We start from the raw sequence: 18,007 nt of genomic DNA, 5'->3' as shown, positions 1-18,007 counted from the left end.
CCCGGGGCCTGGGCGGGCTGAGAAGGCGGAGGGGGGCGCTGCCCCCCGCCTGCGGCCCCCCCGAAGTATTTGGATAAGGGCGAGAGGGGCGCCGGGGACAGGAGGGGCAGGTGCCCGGTGTGGTCGAGCGTGGGGCGGTGAAGACGGGGCATCAGCCATCCTCCAGGTGCAGGATGAAGCCGAGGGCGAGGGCGATGGCGGCGGCCGGCGGCGCCCAGGCGGCGAGGCCGGCGGGGATGTCGCCGCTCTCGCCGAGGACACGGGCGAAGTTGCGCACGAAGTAGGTCGCAAAGCCGAGCAGGATGGCGAAGAGGATCATCATCCCCGTCCGCCCGCCGCGCTGGTGGCGCATCGTGAAGAGCGCGCCGATGAGCACCATGGCGACGAGGAAGAGCGGCGTCGCCAGCTCCAACTGCAGGTGCACGAGGTGGCGGCGGGCCGAGAAGCCGGCGGCCCGAAGCTCCGAGATGAAGCGCGGCAACTCCCAGATCGGGATCGAGGCGGGGGTGCCGAAGCTGTCGCGGATGGAATCCGCCGTCAGGCTGGAGGGCAGGGAAAGGGTCGCGAGCACCTCGGACGCCGCCTCGGGGTTGGGCGCATCCAGCGGCCAGCGCTTCACCCCCGCCAGCTCCCACGCGCCGGGGACGAGGCGGGCCTCCTCCGCACGCAGCCGCTCCACCGGGCGGTCGCCGGCGGCGTAGGTGAGGAAGGAGACATCGGAGAGCTCGGTGCCGTCGAGCGAGGCGCGCCCGGCGTGGATGACGCTCTGCCCCTCTGCTCCGCCTTGCCGCAGCCAGAGCCCGCCCTCGGCCAGCGCCTGCACGGGGGTGGTTCCGGTCAGCGCCATGGTGCGCGCCTCGTATTCCCGCGCCGTGGCGGCGGAGAGCGGGTTGAGCACGGCGAGCGCCGCGGCGCCGAGGACCAGCGTCACCAGCACAGGCGCCACCAGCGCCCGGAGCGCCGAGCGGCCGGAGGCGCGCGTGACGACCAGCTCCGACGAGCGGGCGAGGCCGATGAAGAGCGTCACCGTGGCGAGGATGGCGACGATGGGCAGCAGCTCGTAGAGCGTGCCCGGCAGGGCGAGCAGCGACAGCTCCACCAGCGCCACGAAGCCCGCCTCGTCGCTGTGACGGCGCGCCTGCTCGATCAGCTCGATGAAGAAGGTGAGCAGGAAGAACGTCGCCAGGATCGCGAGGAAGGCGGCGGCGAAGCGGCGGGCGATGTAGCGGTGCAGGATCATGCGGGCTCTCCTGCCGGCGCGCGTGGGCGCCGGCGGAAGAGGTGGGGCCGGGCGGCGAGGAAGAGCGTCCCCCAGGCGAGGGCGAGGCCGGTCAGCCCCGGCAGGTAGAGCGCCGGCCAGGCGGCGGGGGTGGTGCGCACCAGCCCGGTGACGGCCGATTCCACCACCTTCACGAGGATGATCAGCCCCACCGCCGCGAGGATCTGCCGCCAGATGCCGAAGCGCGAGAACCCGCCGACGAGCAGCGTGCCGAAGCCGATCAGCGGGCCGACGAAGCCGAGGATGCCCTGCGCGAAGCGGTCATGCCCCTCGGCCACCAACGCGCCGATGCTGCGCCCCGTCTCCTCGGCGAAGGCGGCATCGGCCGTAAGCAGCCGGGGCGTCGGCAGCGTGTTGAGGGCGGGGCGCGATTGCGAGCTGGCGCCGACGAGGGCGCCGATGTCGTAGGCCAGATCGTCGAAGGCGGTGACGCCCAGCGTCCCCGGCCCCTTGCGGAGCGTCTGCGCCATGCCGTCGATCATCACCAGCTGCAGCCCCGTCTCGCCGCGCACGAGATAGGCGCGGGTGGCGGTGTAGGTGATCGACTGGCTCGTCGCGCGGTCGTCGGAGAGGAAGATGTCCTGCAGCTCCCCCTCCGGCGTGATCTCGCGGACATAGAAGGTGACGCCCGCCGTTGGCGTGACGAACTGCCCCTCCTGCAGGAGCGCGGCAGCGACGCTCTCGGCGATCTCCGCCCGGCGCTCGCCGAGGCGGGCCTGCGCCATGGGGGAGAGGATGTGCGTCAGCGTCCAGACGATCAGCATCACCAGCAGGCCGAAGGTGGCGACCGGCCGCGCCAGCCGCCAGGGCGAGAGGCCGGTCGCCTGCGCCGCCACCAGCTCGCTGTCGCCCGAGAGGCGGTTGGTGACGGAGACGGCGGCGGCGAAGGCGGCGATGGGCAGCGTGATGCGGATAAGGCCGGGCAGGGAGAGCGCCGTCAGCTCGAGGAAGACGCCGATGCTCTGCCCGTCGCCGATGAGCTGGTCGAAGAGCGTCACGGCGCGGTTGATCCAGTAGACGAGCACCAGCACCAGCGCGAAGAAGCCGAAATGCGTGAGCAGGTGGCCCAGAAGATAACGGTCGAACCGGCCCATGCTGCTCCTTCGCCTCGCGCCGCCGGGGGATGGCCCGGCCCGCGGCAAATTAGCCGACGCGGCGTCGGCTTTGAACTCGTTTCTGGCCAATCGGCGCGGCGCTGGCTAGGCTCGACTGATCAACTTTGAGGAGAGCTGAATGACCGCCCCCGTGCCCGTCACCTTCGCCGAGACCGACGCCGCCGCGCTTCTGGAGCGGGAGGGAACGGTGGCCGTGATCCTCGGCCCGGAGGGGGAGATGGACGCCGCCACCGGGCAGGTCAACAGCGCCGCCGGCGAGGCGCTGGCCCGGCTCGCCAGGAGCGCCCGCTGGGGCAAGCTCGGCGAGGGCGAGCTGGTGGAGCTGGCGATGCCGGCCGGGCTGGCGGCCGAGCGGCTCTGCGCGGTCAAGCTGGGCGAAGGCGCCGACATGGCCGCCGCGCGCAAGGCCGGCGCCGCCATCGCGGCGGCGGCCGGGGAGGGGCGGGTGACGATCGCCGCCGCCTGCTTCGCGCGGACGGCGGAGCTCGCCTTCGGCTACGCGCTGCGGGCCTACGACTTTCGCGATTTCCGCAGCGGCGAGGCGCCGGCCGCCCCGCAGGTGGAGGTGATGTGCGACGATCCCGAGGCGGTGGCCGAGGCCTCCGGCCCTATGGCGGCGCTGGCCGAGGGGGTCTTCTTCACGCGCGATCTCGTCAACACGCCCGCCAACGTCCTGACGACGGACGATTTCGCCGCCCGCCTCGCCGCGATGCAGGAGATCGGGCTGGAGGTGGAGATCCTCGAGGAGGAGGAGCTGGCCAAGCTCGGGCTGCGGCTGCTCCTCTCCGTCGGCCAGGGCTCCGACAGCCCGTCCAAGGTTGTGGTCATGCGCTGGCAGGGCGGCGGCGAGGAGGCGCCGCTGGCGCTCGTCGGCAAGGGCGTGGTCTTCGACACCGGGGGCATCTCGCTGAAACCCGGGGCCGGCATGGAAGACATGGTGATGGACATGGGCGGCGCCGGCACCGTCGCCGGCGTCATGCGGGCGCTGGCGCTGCGGCGGGCGAAGGCGAATGTCGTGGGGCTGGTCGGCCTCGTGGAGAACATGCCGTCCGGCTCCGCCACGCGCCCGGGCGACGTGGTCCGCTCGATGAAGGGCGACACGGTGGAGAACATCAACACCGACGCCGAGGGCCGGCTCGTCCTGGCCGACGTGCTCTGGTACGCGCAGGAGCGGTTCAAGCCGGCGGCCATCGTCGATCTGGCGACGCTGACGGGCGCCATCATCGTGGCGCTGGGCCATGACCATGCGGGCGTCTTCGGCAATGATGACGCCTTCACGGGCCGCTTCATGAAGGCGGCGGAGGCGGAGGGCGAGGGTGCCTGGCACATGCCGCTGACGCCGGCCTACGACAAGCTGCTGAAGAGCCGCGTGGCGGATCTCAAGAACGTCGGCGGCCGGCCCGGAGGCGCGGTGATCGCGGCGCGCTTCCTCAACAACTTCGTGGGCGAGGGGGTGCCGTGGATCCACCTCGACATCGCCGGCACGGCCTGGTCGAAGAGCGGCACGGAGCTGGCGCCCAAGGGCGCGACCGGCTGGGGCGTCCTGGCGCTGGACCGGCTGGTGCGGGACGACTTCGAGGCGTGAGGGCGGGGCGGGGCTGCGGGCGCCCGTTTCGAGTTGTGCCCCCGCCCGGTACGCGCCAAAGGCGCAGGGCGAGCGGGGGCCCGTCCCGGCGGGCTGGCGCTCTGGTGAAGCTTGGTGCTCTGCTCGGGCCGGGGAGGGGCTTGGCTGGCATAAAGCGCATCAGCGGGGCCGTTGAGGCGCCACCCCACGGGCAGGCGCTCGCCCCGCGCCTGCAACCGTTGCGCGGTGGGGAGAGGGGGAGGTGGGTTGGAAACCCACCCTACGAGGCGACAGGGCCCGCGTATAAGCCCATACCTGCGGGACATCCGCTGCCAGATCGCTAGGATGGCCGGCGGGAATCGGGCGAAGGGCTCATGGGCGACGTCTTCTTCTATCACCTCACCGAGAGCCCGCTGGAGAGGGCGCTGCCGCCGCTGCTCGGCAAGGCGCTGGAGGCCGGCTGGCGCGTGGAGCTGCGCGGGCGGGAGGCGGCGGCGATGGACCGGCTCGACCAGGCGCTGTGGCTGGGGGCGGAGGAGAGCTTCCTGCCCCATGGCCGCGCCGGGGGCGCGCATGACGCCCGCCAGCCGGTGCTCCTCACCGCCGGGGAGGGGGCGGCCAATGCGCCGGCCTGCCTGATGAGCGTCGGTGGCGCGGAGGTCTCGGCGGAGGAGGTGGCGGCGCTCTCCCGGGCCTGCGTGCTCTTCGACGGCTCCGACGAGGCGGCCGTCCAGCATGCGCGGGGGCAGTGGAAGGCGCTGACCCGCGCCGGAACCAAGGCGCAGTACTGGGCGCAGGAGGGCGGGCGATGGCAGAAGAAGGCGGAGAGCTGAGCCGCTCCGGCGGCTGCCAGTGCGGCGCGGTGCGCTACGTCGTCACCGCGCTGAAGGACGACGCGCATGTCTGCCATTGCCGCATGTGCCAGAAGGCCACCGGAAACCTCTTCGCGGCGCTCGTCGGCACCGCCCCCGGCGCCCTGACCTTCACGCGGGGCACCCCCGCGACGTTCCGCTCCTCCGATCATGTCGATCGCGGCTTCTGCGCCGCCTGCGGCACGCCGCTCTTCTACCGCTACCGGCCAAGCGGGCACGTCTCGCTGATGATGGGCACATTCGACGATCCGGCGACCCTGCCGCCGTTGGTGGAGGAGGCCGGCTGCGAGGGACGGCTGCCGCATGTCGCCCAGCTCTCCGGCCTGCCCCGGCACAGCACGGAGGAGCAGATGGAGGACGCGCCGGCCATCGCCGCCTCCAACCGGCAGCATCCCGATCACGACTAGCGGGTGAGGATCATCTCTCCGCCCGTGATCTCGATGTGGGAGAGGCGGGAGAGGTAGTCCATCCCGAGGAGCGACAGCCCCTGGTCCCCTTCCGTGACCGAGGCGAAGAGCCCGTCATCCACGAAGTCGCCGATCTGCAGCTGGTCCAGCCGGACCTGCGCGATGGCGACCATGCCGCTCGCCGTCTGGGCGCTGTTGACGTAGGCGAGCCGCTCCGGCTCCAGCCCCGCCCGCTCGGCATCGTCGCGGCTGAGGACGACGCCGGAGGCCCCGGTGTCGACGATCATCGGCACCGGCGAGCCGTTGACCAGCGCGGTGACGTGGTAATGCCCGTCCCGCCCACGGGGGATCACCATCCGCCCGTCGCCGAGGACGGTCGCCGTGGGGCGGATCTCACTCTGGATATCGTCCCAGAGGCCATAGGCGGCGATGGCGCCGAGGAAGATCAGCCCCCAGACCGCCGCCTGGCTGGCGGCGCGGCCGAGCCGCCCGCGGTTGGACATGATGAACCAGCCGAGGATGGCGGCGCCGAGCAGCCCCAGGTAGACGAGGCGCATCATCTCGTCGGTGCCGAGCGCTCCGGTCATGACCCCACTCCCGACAGGCGCAGACCGTCCAGGATGAACTGGACGGAGAGGGCGGCGAGCAGCATGCCGAGCACCCGCGTCACCACGTTGATGCCGACGGCGCCGAGCAGCCGCTCGATCGACGGCGCGGCGAGGAAGGCGAGGAACACGATGCCGAGGATCGCGCCCGCCACGGCCGCCACGGCAAGAAGGTCACCCGGCCCGTCTGACTGACCCGCGAAGAGGATCAGCGTGGTGATGGCGCCGGGCCCGACGATCAGCGGCAGCGCCAGCGGGAAGACCGACGGGTCATGATCCGGCGCCGCCACCTCCCCCTCCGCCTGCCCGCGGCGCCTGTCCTGCCGGCGCTCGAAGAGCATGTCGAGCGCGGTGAGGAAGAGCAGCACGCCGCCGGCGATGCGGAAGGCCGGCAGGGTGATGCCGACGAAGCCGAGCACCGCCTCGCCGAGCAGGAGGAACGCCGCCATCAGCACGGCGGAGACGGCGATGGCCCGCAGCGCCAGCGTCCGGCGATGGCGCGGGTCCATCCCGCTGGTCAGCGCGATGAACACCGGCACGAGCCCGGGCGGGTCGATGATCACGAACAACGTCGTGAAGACGGTGATGAGGGCCGCCGGCTCGATCATGGCCCAAGATGTGGCCGCTCCGGCGGACCGGGGCAAGGGCAGGCGGTGCGCGATGCGGTGAGGAGGGGGCGGGTGGGCCGCTTGCGAGGGTCGTGCGGCCCGGTTGCGCGCGGGTTGCGGGTGGTGTGGGGGTGGAGAGGGCGGGACCGGGGGCCAGCCCCCGGACCCCCCGGAGGTATTTCGAAAAGGGCGAGAGCAAGAGGGCCGGTTCGAGGGAGGGCGCGAGGCTGGCAGGCGCTGCGCGTTGTCTCGGGCGAGACCTTTGGGGGAGCGCCTTGTCGGATTTCTCGGCGAAGGGCGAGGGGCCGGCGCGGGCTCAGGGGAGGGGGCGGTACATCACGTGCAGGCCGACGTCGCCCTCGCGCGGGTGGCGGAAGCCGGCGGGGACGGTGCCGATGATCGTGAAGCCGAGATCCTCGTAAAGGGCGACGGCGCCGCGGTTGCTCGCGGCGACGGCGTTGAACTGCAGGCCCTGAAAACCGGCGGCGGCAAGGCGGCGGAGGGAATCCTCGACCAGCAGCCGGCCGACACCGCGGCCGCGGGCGGCGGCGGAGACCATGTAGCTGGCATTGGCGACATGGGCGCCCGGCCCGGCGCGGTTGGGGCCCATGTGGGCGGTGCCGAGCACCTCGCCCTCCGCCTCCGCCAGCGTGACGATGGTCGAGGGCGGGCCCGTCCAGAAGGCGCGGGCGGCGGCCTCGTCCAGCCCCGGCTCGACCGTGTAGGTGTCACCGGCGCGGATGACCTCGCGCACGATGGGCCAGAGGCGGGGCCAGTCGGCGTCGGTCGCCGGGCGGATCGTCACGGGGGGCGCCACCGGGCTCGTCACGCCGCTCATGCCTTCTGCGCCGCCTCCAGCTTCTCCAGCGCCGCCATCCACATCGCCTCGGCGCGGCGCAGCCCGTCCATCACCTCGGCATATTTCTTGTTCCACGTCTCCAGCTCGCCGGCGCGGCCATCCTCGTAGAGCTCCGGGTCCGCCAGCTTCTTGGCCAGCTTGTCGCGCATCTGCTCGATCTTCGTCACCCGCGCCTCGCAGGTCTTCACCTCGCTGCGCAGCGCCGCGATGTCGGCGGGCTTCGGCTTCGTCTTGCCCGGCTTCTCCTTGGCCTCCTTCGCCGGCTTGTCCTGCCCGAGGAGCATCTTGCGGTAGGCGGAGAGATCCTCGTCATAGGGCGAGACGCGGCCGTCCTTCACCAGCCAGAGCCGGTCGGCGACCATCGAGAGCAGGTGCATGTCGTGGGAGACGAGGATGACGGCGCCGGAATAGGCGGTCAGCGCCTCCATCAGCGCCTCGCGGCTCTCGATGTCGAGGTGGTTGGTCGGCTCGTCGAGGATGAGGAGGTGCGGCGCGTGGTAGGTCGCCAGCAGCAGCGACAGCCGCGCCTTCTGCCCGCCGGAGAGGCGCGCGACCTCGGTATCCGCCTGCGCCTCGCCGAGGCCGAAGCCGGCGAGCCGGGCGCGCAGCTTCGGCGGCGCCATGTCGGGCAGGGCGCGGGCGACGTGCTGCAGCGGCGTCTCCTCGGGGCGCAGCTCGTCCACCTGGTGCTGGGCGAAGAAGCCGACGCGCAGCTTGGCGCTCTTGGTGATCTGCCCGCCCATCGCCGGCAGCCGGTCTGACAGCAGCTTCGCCAGCGTCGACTTGCCCTCGCCGTTGCGGCCCAGCAGCGCGATGCGGTCGTCCTGGTCGATCCTCAGGTCGAGCTTCGTGAGCACCGCCTGCCCGTCATAGCCGACCGAGGCGCCCTCGGTCGCGACGATGGGGGGCGACAGCTCCTCCGGCTCGGGGAAGGTGAAGACTGTGCGGGCGGCATCCTCCGGCAGGCGGATCGTCTCCATCTTCTCCAGCATCTTGACGCGGCTCTGCGCCTGCCGCGCCTTCGAGGCCTTGGCCTTGAAGCGGTCGACGAAGCTTTGCAGGTGGGCGCGCCGCGCGTCCTGCTTCTTGGCCTCCGCCGCCAGCAGGGCCCGCTTGGCGGCGCGGGCCTTGGCGAACTGGTCGTAGGTGCCCGTCCAGTAGGTCAGGCCCTTGTTCTCCAGATGCAGGATGCCGGTGACGGAGCGGTTGAGCAGCTCCCGGTCGTGCGAGACGATGAGAACCGTGTGCGGGTAGCGGGCGATGTAGCTCTCCAGCCAGAGCGCGCCCTCGAGGTCGAGGTAGTTGGTCGGCTCGTCGAGGAGGAGGAGGTCAGGCTCGGAAAAGAGCACGCCCGCGAGAGCTACACGCATTCGCCAGCCGCCGGAGAAGGCGGAGCAGGGCTGGTGCATCTCGGCATCGGTGAAGCCGAGGCCCTTGAGGATGGTCGCGGCCCGAGCCTCGGCGCTCCACGCGTCGATATCGGCGAGGCGGGTCTGGATCTCGGCGATGCGCGAAGGGTCGGTCGCCTGCTCGGCCATGAGCGAGGCCCGCTCGGTATCGGCGGCGAGCACGGTGTCGAGCAGCGAGACCTCGTTGCCGGGCACCTCCTGCGCCACGCCGCCGACGCGCCAGGCCCGGGGGAAGGAGATATCCCCGCCGTCGAGGACGAGCTCTCCCCGGATGAGGCGGAAGAGCGTGGTCTTGCCCGTGCCGTTGCGGCCGACGAGGCCGACCTTGTGGCCCTCGGGAATGGTGGCGGAGGCCCCTTCGAGGAGCGGCCGGCCGGCGACGGAGTAGGAGACGTTTTCGATGCGCAGCATGGCCGCCGCCTTGCCGCAAAGCGGGGGCGGCGGCAAGGGCGGGCGGTGTTTGGCGGGGCGGGCGTGGGCGGAGGGTTGCCCGGGTAGGGCAGGGGTGAAGTCCCGGGGCGTTTCGACGCCGTTCGTGCCCGGCCGAAGCTGCTCCCCCGCCCGGTACGCGCCAAAGGCGCAGGGCGAGCGCCGGCCCGTCCCACGGGCTGGCGCTCCGGTGACGTAAGCGCGGACATCGGGGCGGGGAGGTGGTGGCACCATAAAGCACACCCGCGGATTCGTCGGGGCGCCACCCCACGGGCCGGCGCCCGCCCCGCGCCTGCGGGCGGAGCGCGGGGTGGCGAGCGGGGAAGGTGGGTTGAAACCCACCCTACGAGAGCGGGCGCAGGGTCTCTCTCAGGGCCTTGGTCCCGTCACCGGCCGCAAGTGCCCGGCTGGAGCTGTGCCCCCTCCCGGTACGCGCCAAAGGCGCAGGGCGAGCGCCTGCCCGTCCCGGCGGGCTGGCGCTCTGGTGAAGCCTGGTGTCCCGCTCGGAGCGAGGAGGGGCTTGGCTGGCATAAAGTGCGTCGCGGTGCCGTTGCGGCGCCACCCCACGGGCAGGCGCTCGCCCTCCGCCTGCGGGCGGAGCGCGGGATGGAGAGGGGAAGGTGGGTTGGAAACCCAACCTACGGGCCGGGGACGGGCGGAGGCGGGGGCCGGGGTGAAGCCCGGCCTACGGGGCGGCGGTGGGGGGCGGGGGTTCCCAGAGTTCGATGGCGTTGCCCTCCGGGTCCTGGATGCGGGCGAAGCGGCCGGTCTGGGGGTCGTTCCACTCCGGGCGCGTCTCCACCGCGATGCCGGCGTCGGCGAGGCGGGTCATCATCCCGTCCAGATCGCTGACCCGGAAGTTGAGCATCACGCTCTGCTCGGGGCCGAAGTAATCCGATGTCGTCCGGAAGGGGGCGAAGACGACCGGGCCGCCTTCCGTCTGCCAGGCCCAGCGGTCCTCCGTGGGGCCGGTGGGCGAGAGGCCGGGTCCGACGCCGAGGTGGCGGGCGTACCAGTCGGCGAGGACATCGGGGTCGCGGGCGCGGAAGAAGACACCGCCAATGGCGTGAACGGGCATGCAGGCCTCCCTTGTCGGCCCCAGCTTAACCTCTCCCCCCGCCATCGGGCAATCGCGCCTTCACTCCACCCGGCGGTCATGCTAACCGCGCCGCGACCCAGCGGCCGGCGCCGGATGCCGGCTTCAACCTTATGAAAGAGGCTCGCCCCATGGCTATCGAACGCACGCTCTCCATCATCAAGCCCGACGCCACCCGCCGCAACCTGACCGGTGCCATCAACAAGAAGTTCGAGGATGCCGGCCTGCGCATCGTCGCCCAGAAGCGCATCCTCCTCTCCGAGGCCCAGGCCGGCGAGTTCTACGCCGTCCACAAGGAGCGCCCCTTCTTCGGTGAGCTCGTCTCCTTCATGGCCTCCGGCCCCGTCGTCGTGCAGGTGCTGGAAGGCGAGGGCGCCATCTCCAAGAACCGCGAAGTGATGGGTGCCACCAACCCGTCCGACGCCGCGCCGGGCACCATCCGCGCCGAGTTCGCCGAGAGCGTCGGCGAGAACTCCGTCCACGGCTCCGACGCGCCGGAGACGGCTGCCGAAGAGATCGCCTTCTACTTCTCCGGCCTCGAACTGGTCGGCTGAGGGCGGGCGTGCCCGGCACGCCTCCCATGAGCTGAGATTGAGGAGCACGCGCGGCGGCGAGCCGGGCGTGCTCTTTTTTGTCGGTAAGAAACTGTGGCGGGGACTGGCAGGCTCAGCCGGGATGCCGCTCCACCGCCCCGGCGCATGCCCCCGGCCAGCCCGTCATCGACGCCCGCGCGACGGCGATGAGCGTGCCCCGTTCGGCGCCGTCCCGGGCCAGCACGGACAGGCCCTGGATCACCGCGACGGCGAGATCGGCCAGGGCTCCAGCATTCGTTTCCGCCGGCAGCAGCCCGTCCTCCACATCCCGCTCGATCCGCATCGCGACAACCGCCCGGATCGCCCCGCGCACCTGCGCCATCGCCGCCCGCACATCGGCTGCGTCCTTCGTGCCGGTCGCCGCGGCGCTGGCCAGGAGGCACCCCCTCGGCGTCGTCTCGCCCGTGAACAGCGCCGCGGATTCCTCCAGCATCCCTGCTACGGCCTCCCGTGCCGTGGGAGCTTCGTCCAGCGAGGCCGCGAGATCGGACGGGTCGCCCGCGTAGCGGTGCATCGCCTCCAGAAACAGGCCCTTCTTGTCGCCGAACGCCGCGTAGAGGCTCGGCGCCGAGATGCCCATCGCGCCGGTGAGGTCGCTGATCGACGTCGTCTCGTAGCCACTCGCCCAGAAGGCCAGCATCGCCTTTTCCAGCACGGCATCCCGGTCGAAGGAGGCCGGTCGGCCCTTCCTGCGGGGGGGTATGTGAGCCATTTCCATATTGATCACTATAAAAAGGTTGACCCACCGCCTCAAGGCCCCAATTACATCTGTAACGATCGATATGAAAAGGAGCAGCCCATGTCTCTCAGCCAATACCGCGCCCTCGGGCGCAGCGGTCTCGTCGTCAGCCCGCTCTGCCTCGGCACCATGACCTTCGGCCCCGGCGAGTGGGGGGCGGATGAGGCGACCTCGCGCGAGATCTTCCGCGCCTACCGGGAGGCCGGCGGCAACTTCGTCGACACGGCGGACATCTACTCCGGCGGCGCCAGTGAGGAGCTCGTGGGCCGGTTCATCAAGGAGGCCGGGGCGCGGGACGAAATCGTGCTGGCCACGAAATTCGGGTTCAACGATTCCTCCAGCCCGCTCACCGCCTCGCCGGAAGGCGGCGGCAACCCGCATGCCGGCGGGGCGGGGTCGAAGAACATCCATCGCGCGCTGGAGGGCTCCCTCAAGCGGCTCGGGACGGATTACATCGACCTCTACTGGATGCACATCTGGGATGGGGTGACCCCGGTCGAGGAGATCGTGCAGACGCTGGGCGACCTCGTGCGCGCCGGCAAGATCCGCCACTACGCCTTCTCGGACATGCCGGCCTGGGTGGCGATGAAGGCCGCGACGATCGCCAGCGAGCGCCGGGTGCCGGGGCCGATCGCGATGCAGCTGGAATATTCCCTCGTCGCCCGCGGCGTCGAGGCGGAGCATTTCCCCGCCGCCCGCGAGGCGGGCATGGGCGTCATGCCGTGGAGCCCGCTCGCCGGGGGCTTCCTCACCGGCAAGTATGGCCGCGAGGACACCAGCGACAAGGGGCGCCTCAGCGGGGCCAATCCCTTCGGTGACAGCAAGTTCACCGAGCGCAACTGGAAGATCCTCGATGCGCTGAAGGAGGTCGCTGCCGAGCTGGACTGCGCGCCCGCTCAGGCGGCGCTGGCCTGGGCCGTGGCGCGGCCTGGCGTCGCCTCCACGCTCGTCGGGGCGCGGACCGCGCGCCAGATCGAGAGCAACATCGCGGCGACGGAGCTTCGGCTCAGCGAGGACCAGATGGAGCGGCTGAACGCCGTCAGCGCACCAGAGGAGAGCTTCTCATCGTCGCTGACGGGGCCCGCCATCCGCAAGATGCTCTACGGCGGGCACGACGTCATCGGGCTGGCAGGGCTAGGCGCGCCGCCTAGCAGAGCTCGCGGGAGTTGAGGCCGGTCGCGACCAGCAGGCAGCGGTCGCGGGCCTCGTAGTAGTAGCCGCGGGCATACCAGCCGATGGCCTCGTCGATGTCACCGTCGGAGACCAGCCAGGCGCCGCGCAGGTAGCGGCCGGCGTAGGTGAGGTTCACCTCCGGGTCGAGAAGGCCCGACGGCGGGCCGTCGTAGCCCATCGTCCCGGCAGTCTGCGGGAGGATCTGCATCAGCCCGTAATAGGGGCCGTTGCGGGCGGCGGGGTTGTAGTCGCTCTCGCGCTGGATGACGCGGTGCAGAAGCTCCTCGGGGATCTCCAGCGCCCGGGCATAGGTGCGGATCAGGGCCCGCATCTGCGGCGTCTCGCCGGGGTAGAGCGCCGGGGCGGTACGCGTCACCTCCGGCTCGCTGTCGGTGGTGGCGCAGGCGGAGAGGGCAAGCGCCGCGGCGACGGCGAGAGCGGACCATTTCATTGAGCGGACCTTTCGGAGAAACCCATGTCGTGAAGGAAGGCGGCCAGCCCCGCGCTGGGCGCGCCCTGATCGCGGGCCTGCGCCATCAGCGCGTCGTAGCGCTGGCGGAGCACGGCCTTCTCGTCCTTCGTGCAGCTGTGCCACGGGCGGCCCTGCAGGCCGAGGACGAGGGCGTAATAGCCGATGAAATGCGGACGTTTGCCGGCGGCGAGGAGACGAAGGTAGGCGACATCCGCGCCGGCCGCCTCGATCTCTTCGGCAGAGGAGAACCCGGCGTCGCGGTAGTCGGCCTCAGAGGCCGGGCCGAGATTCGGTATCGTGGAGATCGCCCGCATGGCCGCACCTTAGTGACGCGGCGGGGCATTTCCAGACCGGGGGGAGGGGATCGGCGCCTCTCCGCCCATGAGGGGCGGGGCCTGGGTTGGGGGCCGGGGCGCGGGGCGGCGTGGCCGCCCCGCGGGTCGCGTCTGGCTGCGCCTAGATGCTCGCGTAGTCGCGGAACATCACCGGCGCGGGTTGCGGCGCCGGCTTGGGCGCGGGCTGCGGGGTCTTGGGCTGGGGGGTCTGGTTACTCATCTACTCGTCCTCAGTTGCGCGGCAGGCAGGGGGGCCTGCCGCATCCGTCACTGCCTCTTGAGTCAGTCTGCGGATGCTGGCGCCTATCCGGTGGAACAAGGGCGGAATCAAGGACCGCCTTCGGGCCTGCCATGCTTCGGCCTGATTCCGCTTGCGGGGGCGCCACGGGGCGGAGGCCCGGTGGCGGAATATGCCGGGGTAGGGGGCTGATCTGGCGAGGAAATTCGTATCCAATGCTCCCGGCGGAGCACGGTAAAGAGGTCGGTACAAGTTTATCGGCCGGTGCACCCGGAACCGTTCCCCATGGTTTCCAGAGCCTTGCCGCCAGTGCCCTGCCGCCCGCGATTCCCGGCCGGCCTTTCCGAAGCCGGCCCCATGTGGTCTCTTGCCGGCGAGCCAGAGAGTGAGGGCATGGACGGCACGACCGACAAATCCGCCGACAAATCCGCGCGCCCGCCGCGCCGCTCCCGCCCCGTGCGGGTGGCCGAGGAGATCAAGGGCTGGGTCGTCGCGCATGACCTGCGTCGGGGCGACAAGCTGCCCAGCGAGACGGAGATGATCACCCGCTTCGGCGTCTCCAAGGGCACCGTGCGCGAGGCGATGCGTATCCTCGAGGCGCAGGGGCTGATCGTCACCCGCACCGGCCCCGGGGGCGGCAGCTTCGTCGGCGAGGTGACGGCGGAGCGCGCCAAGGAGCTGCTGGCCAACTACTTCTATTTCCAGGAGCTCTCCGTCTCAGACATCTACCAGGTCCGCCGGGCGCTGGAGCCGGAGCTGGCGGCCTCCCTCGCGGGGCACCTCTCCGAGGCGCAGCTCGCCGAGCTTCGGGCCATCGCCAGCCGCTACGACGCGCCCGCCGCCGATGCCGAGGAGGAGCGCGAGCAGCACATCGCCTCGCTCGCCTTCCACGCCCGGCTGGCGGATTTCTCGGGCAACCGGCTCCTCGGCTTCATCATCTCCTTCATGGCGCGGATCCTGACGGACCTCACCGTCTATCGCCGCCTCTACGAGCCGCCCAACCGCCAGCTGTGGGAGCGGGGGCGCCGCCACCAGCTCGATCTCGTCGAGGCGCTGGGGGCCGGCCGGGCGGAGGAGGCGCGGGCCATCATGCGCTCGCACATGGAAGGGGCGGAGACGCTGATGAACCAGCAGGAGGCGCGGGTGCTGCGCCGCTTCATCGGCTAGGTGGGCGCGCGCCCCAGCGCCCGGGAGACCTCCGCCACCAGCCGCGCCTGCGGCCAGTGAACGGCCTGCAGCCAGTCCGCCGCGCCGGCCACGTCGGCGTCATCGGCGGGCACCCAGCCGAAGCGCAGGGCCACGGCGCGGCGGGTGGGGTGGCAGGAGTACATCTCCGCCAGCGCCTCGATCACCCGCTTGCTGTGGCCATAGGCGTTGATCTGCATCGGCGGCGCCGGCGCCGCCCAGCCCGAGGAGGGCAGGACGAGACGGGGGACCCCCAGCAGCGCGCAGGCGGAGACGAAGCGGGTGCAGGTCTGAAGCGCCGCGAAATGCGCGGCCTCCGGCGCCTCGGGATCGGCGGGGGTGGCGAGGTAGATCGCCGCCTCCGCCTCGCTCAGCGCGGCGCCGAGGGGGCCGGCGGTGACGTCGGCCGTGGCGAGATCGATCTCGATGTCCGCGCCCGGCGCGCGGTCGACGCCGATGGCATCGGGGAAGGCGCGGCGCAAACGCCGGCCGATCCCGCCCTCGGAGCCGATGATCACCAGTGACATATGCGCTCTCCTGCCGGGTCACCCGCCAGTAGACCCGGCGGCGCCCGGGGCGGCAAGCCTAGCGGATGGCGCGGTGGTGCGGGTCCACCGGCGGCTCCTCCAGCGGCTCGACCTTCGGCTGCTCCTCTGGCGCGCGGAAGCGGTCGCGCTGCACGGGCACCACGTCCAGCCAGTCGGCATAGGGGGGCATGCGAACCTCGCCGAGGAGGGTCGCGAGCGCCCCCACCGGGTCCGCCGCCTGATCGATGCGCAGGTCGAGCGGCGGGAAGTCGGGATGCAGCACCAGCAGCGCGGCGGAGCGCAGGCCCCGGACGTCGCTGCCCGCCGCCTCGGCAGCGCGCAGCGCGGTGATCATCCGCGCCGCCGGGTCCTCGACGGAGGTGCGGGCGACCTCGAGGAGGGCATCCAGCACCTCCGCCCCCGCCAGCATGTTGCCGGAGACGACGAGCCCCGGCTCGGCATGGTGCCCCGCGTATTCGACGGAAGCCGCGCCCGTGAAGGCGCCGGTGCTCCCCTGCCGGTCGATGGCGGCGAGCTGGCGGTGGCCGCGGCCGCTGTCAGCTCCGGTGAGATCCAGCACCGCCTCCGAGGCGCCCTGGCCGGCATTCAGCCGCCGCAGCGCCTCGTCCCGCCAGAAGGTGGAGGGCGCGGTGCCCTGGCTGGCGACGAGCCCCGAATCGATGTCGCCGCGCAGCACCCAGCCGCCGACGCAGAGGCTTCCGGTTGCCGCGGCGCCCATGAAGGCGCCCGATTTTTCGTCATGCGCGAGAATGGAAAAGGTCATTCAGCCCCCGTTGGTGCGACAACAGGGTTGAATTTATCATGAGAATTTGTCCACCCTCAATTGATAATGAAAAATTCACGCCCCTCGCGGGGTGCAACGGAGAGGTAAGTCCCATGAGTTTCACGACCCTGACGCGGCGCGCCCTGCTCGCCGCCGGCACGGCCGGGGCGCTGGCCTTCGCGGCCCCCGCCGCCGCCCAGACACCCCCCGGCGTGCTGATCGTCGGCCAGATCGCCGAGCCGCAGGCGCTCGACCCCGCCGCCGTGACGGCGGTGAACGACTTCCGCATCCTCGTGAACATCTACGACGGCCTCGTGCAGTATGCCGACGGCACGCTGGAGGTCGCCCCGGCGCTGGCGACGGACTGGGAGATTTCCGAGGACGGCACCGAGTACACGTTCAACCTGCGCGATGACGTCACCTTCCACGACGGGTCGGCCTTCAACGCCGAGGCGGTGGTCTTCAACTTCGAGCGGATGCTCAACGAAGATCACCCCTACTACGACACCGGCCCCTTCCCGCTTTCCTTCAACTTCTCGGCCATCGACACGGTCGAGGCGGTGGACGAGTACACGGTGAAGTTCACGCTGTCGGAGCCCTTCGCGCCGTTCCTCTCCAACCTCGCCTACCCGACGGGGCTGATCGTCTCGCCCGCGGCTGTGATGGAGCACGGGCAGGATTTCGGCCGCAACCCGTCCGGCACCGGGCCCTTCCGGTTCGGCGAGTGGCGCTCCAACGAGGCCGTGGTCGTCGAGGCCAACCCCGATTACTGGGGCGACGCGCCGGAGCTTGAGGCCGTCGTCTTCCGCCCGATCACCGATGCCAACACCCGCACGGCCGAGATGCTGGCCGGCGGCATCGACCTGATGGTCGAGGTGCCGCCCGTCGCGCTCTCCGAGTTCGAGGAGACGGACGCCTACCAGATCTACGAGCAGGCCGGGCCGCACGTGTGGTTCCTGATCCTGAACCTGCGCGAGGGGCCGTTCACGGACCAACTCGTCCGGCAGGCCGCCAACTACGCCGTCAACAAGACGGCGCTGGTGGAGGATGTGCTGGAAGGGACGGCCGCCGTCTCCGCCGGCCCGATCCCGCCGGCCTTCAACTGGGCGTACAACGAAGAGCTGGAGCCCTATCCCTACGATCCCGACCGGGCGCGCGAGCTGCTCGCCGAGGCGGGCGTCGAGAACCCCGAGGTGACTTTCTTCGTCACCGAAGGCGGCTCCGGCATGCTCGACCCCGTCGCCATGGGCACCGCCATCCAGGCGGATCTGGAGGCGGTCGGCTTCGACGTCACCATCGAGACCTACGAGTGGAACACCTTCCTCGGCGAGGTGAACCCCGGGCTCGAGGGCAAGGCCGACATGGCCGAGATGGCGTGGATGACCAACGATCCCGACACGTTGCCCTTCCTGACGCTCCGCACGGCCGCCTGGCCGGAAGAGGGCGGCTTCAACTCGGGCTACTACTCCAACGAGGAGGTCGACGCGCTGCTCGACCAGGCCCGCGTCGCCACCAGCCAGGACGAGCGCGCCGAGCTCTACCGCGAGGTGCAGCAGATCGTGCAGGAGGACGCGCCCTGGGTCTTCGTGGCGAACTGGAAGCAGAACGCCGTCTCGAACGAGCGGGTGGAAGGCTTCTCGCTGCAGCCGAGCTTCCTGCTGGAGCTGGGCGACGTCAGCAAGGACTGATGCATCGCGGGGGCCGGTGACCGCCGGCCC

The 18,007-nt window shown here is 71.4% G+C and carries 19 protein-coding genes; 7 read left to right on the top strand and 12 right to left on the bottom strand.

What is annotated here, in order from left to right:
• Positions 1-151: 151 nt before the first annotated feature.
• Both lptG and lptF read right to left on the bottom strand, forming a co-directional pair.
• The gene (gene lptG / locus GY170_RS11705) at positions 152-1,240 is read right to left on the bottom strand and encodes an LPS export ABC transporter permease LptG (protein WP_163893710.1); all 1,089 of its coding nucleotides are present in this window, start codon (positions 1,238-1,240) and stop codon (positions 152-154) included.
• Entirely contained in the window at positions 1,237-2,373 is a 1,137-nt protein-coding gene (gene lptF, locus GY170_RS11700; protein ID WP_163893708.1) for an LPS export ABC transporter permease LptF, read from the bottom strand. Before lptF ends, lptG begins: the two co-directional genes overlap by 4 nt.
• A gap of 139 nt (positions 2,374-2,512) precedes the next feature.
• Here lptF and GY170_RS11695 point away from each other — a divergent pair, with 139 nt between their 5' ends.
• From GY170_RS11695 to GY170_RS11685, 3 genes are all read left to right on the top strand, one after another.
• The gene (locus GY170_RS11695; protein ID WP_163893706.1) at positions 2,513-3,979 is read left to right on the top strand and encodes a leucyl aminopeptidase; all 1,467 of its coding nucleotides are present in this window, start codon (positions 2,513-2,515) and stop codon (positions 3,977-3,979) included.
• Positions 3,980-4,332: 353 nt separating this feature from the next.
• The gene (locus GY170_RS11690; RefSeq protein WP_163893704.1) at positions 4,333-4,791 is read left to right on the top strand and encodes a DNA polymerase III subunit chi; all 459 of its coding nucleotides are present in this window, start codon (positions 4,333-4,335) and stop codon (positions 4,789-4,791) included.
• Positions 4,767-5,237 (top strand): GFA family protein, encoded by a 471-nt coding sequence (locus GY170_RS11685; RefSeq protein ID WP_163893701.1) that lies wholly within the window; start codon positions 4,767-4,769, stop codon positions 5,235-5,237. Before GY170_RS11690 ends, GY170_RS11685 begins: the two co-directional genes overlap by 25 nt.
• Here the strand turns inward: GY170_RS11685 and GY170_RS11680 are convergent.
• From GY170_RS11680 to GY170_RS11660, 5 genes are all read right to left on the bottom strand, one after another.
• Positions 5,234-5,824 (bottom strand): retropepsin-like aspartic protease family protein, encoded by a 591-nt coding sequence (locus tag GY170_RS11680; RefSeq protein ID WP_163893700.1) that lies wholly within the window; start codon positions 5,822-5,824, stop codon positions 5,234-5,236. The two genes, GY170_RS11685 and GY170_RS11680, sit on opposite strands and share 4 nt — an antisense overlap.
• Positions 5,821-6,450 carry a MarC family protein gene (locus GY170_RS11675; protein ID WP_163893699.1) on the bottom strand — a complete coding sequence of 210 codons (630 nt, stop codon included), beginning with the start codon at positions 6,448-6,450 and terminating at the stop codon, positions 5,821-5,823. Before GY170_RS11675 ends, GY170_RS11680 begins: the two co-directional genes overlap by 4 nt.
• Positions 6,451-6,766: 316 nt before the next feature.
• Positions 6,767-7,288, bottom strand: coding sequence for a GNAT family N-acetyltransferase (locus GY170_RS11670; RefSeq protein WP_203531260.1), 522 nt, complete (start codon positions 7,286-7,288; stop codon positions 6,767-6,769).
• A complete protein-coding gene (locus GY170_RS11665) occupies positions 7,285-9,129 on the bottom strand; it encodes an ABC-F family ATP-binding cassette domain-containing protein (RefSeq protein ID WP_163893698.1) in 1,845 nt (614 codons plus the stop codon). The genes GY170_RS11670 and GY170_RS11665 overlap by 4 nt, the downstream gene beginning before the upstream one ends.
• A gap of 703 nt (positions 9,130-9,832) precedes the next feature.
• The gene (locus GY170_RS11660) at positions 9,833-10,225 is read right to left on the bottom strand and encodes a VOC family protein (protein WP_163893697.1); all 393 of its coding nucleotides are present in this window, start codon (positions 10,223-10,225) and stop codon (positions 9,833-9,835) included.
• Positions 10,226-10,374: 149 nt separating this feature from the next.
• On the opposite strand from GY170_RS11660, the gene ndk reads away from it, so the two are divergent.
• Positions 10,375-10,797 carry a nucleoside-diphosphate kinase gene (gene ndk / locus GY170_RS11655; RefSeq protein ID WP_163893696.1) on the top strand — a complete coding sequence of 141 codons (423 nt, stop codon included), beginning with the start codon at positions 10,375-10,377 and terminating at the stop codon, positions 10,795-10,797.
• A gap of 112 nt (positions 10,798-10,909) precedes the next feature.
• On the opposite strand, the gene GY170_RS11650 is transcribed toward ndk, so the two are convergent.
• The gene (locus GY170_RS11650) at positions 10,910-11,548 is read right to left on the bottom strand and encodes a TetR/AcrR family transcriptional regulator (RefSeq protein ID WP_203531259.1); all 639 of its coding nucleotides are present in this window, start codon (positions 11,546-11,548) and stop codon (positions 10,910-10,912) included.
• Positions 11,549-11,635: 87 nt separating this feature from the next.
• On the opposite strand from GY170_RS11650, the gene GY170_RS11645 reads away from it, so the two are divergent.
• Entirely contained in the window at positions 11,636-12,745 is a 1,110-nt protein-coding gene (locus GY170_RS11645; RefSeq protein WP_163893694.1) for an aldo/keto reductase, read from the top strand.
• Here the strand turns inward: GY170_RS11645 and GY170_RS11640 are convergent.
• Both GY170_RS11640 and GY170_RS11635 read right to left on the bottom strand, forming a co-directional pair.
• Positions 12,723-13,199: a lytic transglycosylase domain-containing protein gene (locus GY170_RS11640; protein ID WP_163893693.1), complete on the bottom strand. Its 477-nt coding sequence runs from the start codon at positions 13,197-13,199 to the stop codon at positions 12,723-12,725. The genes GY170_RS11645 and GY170_RS11640 overlap by 23 nt on opposite strands.
• Positions 13,196-13,534, bottom strand: coding sequence for a TfoX/Sxy family DNA transformation protein (locus GY170_RS11635; protein WP_163893692.1), 339 nt, complete (start codon positions 13,532-13,534; stop codon positions 13,196-13,198). Before GY170_RS11635 ends, GY170_RS11640 begins: the two co-directional genes overlap by 4 nt.
• Before the next feature lie 652 nt (positions 13,535-14,186).
• Here GY170_RS11635 and GY170_RS11630 point away from each other — a divergent pair.
• Positions 14,187-14,960, top strand: a complete 774-nt coding sequence (locus GY170_RS11630) for a FadR/GntR family transcriptional regulator (RefSeq protein ID WP_163893691.1) — start codon at positions 14,187-14,189, stop codon at positions 14,958-14,960.
• Here GY170_RS11630 and GY170_RS11625 read toward each other — a convergent pair.
• A complete protein-coding gene (locus GY170_RS11625; protein WP_163893690.1) occupies positions 14,957-15,505 on the bottom strand; it encodes an NAD(P)-dependent oxidoreductase in 549 nt (182 codons plus the stop codon). The genes GY170_RS11630 and GY170_RS11625 overlap by 4 nt on opposite strands.
• A 58-nt stretch (positions 15,506-15,563) precedes the next feature.
• A complete protein-coding gene (locus tag GY170_RS11620) occupies positions 15,564-16,289 on the bottom strand; it encodes a DUF1028 domain-containing protein (protein ID WP_163893689.1) in 726 nt (241 codons plus the stop codon).
• Between the two features lie 113 nt (positions 16,290-16,402).
• On the opposite strand from GY170_RS11620, the gene GY170_RS11615 reads away from it, so the two are divergent.
• The gene (locus GY170_RS11615) at positions 16,403-17,977 is read left to right on the top strand and encodes an ABC transporter substrate-binding protein (protein ID WP_163893688.1); all 1,575 of its coding nucleotides are present in this window, start codon (positions 16,403-16,405) and stop codon (positions 17,975-17,977) included.
• The last annotated feature ends 30 nt before the right edge of the window (positions 17,978-18,007 follow it).

The sequence above is a fragment of the Pseudoroseicyclus tamaricis genome (assembly GCF_012070395.1).
Taxonomy (GTDB): domain Bacteria; phylum Pseudomonadota; class Alphaproteobacteria; order Rhodobacterales; family Rhodobacteraceae; genus Pseudoroseicyclus_A; species Pseudoroseicyclus_A tamaricis.
This window is presented reverse-complemented; position numbering and strand designations above follow the sequence as displayed.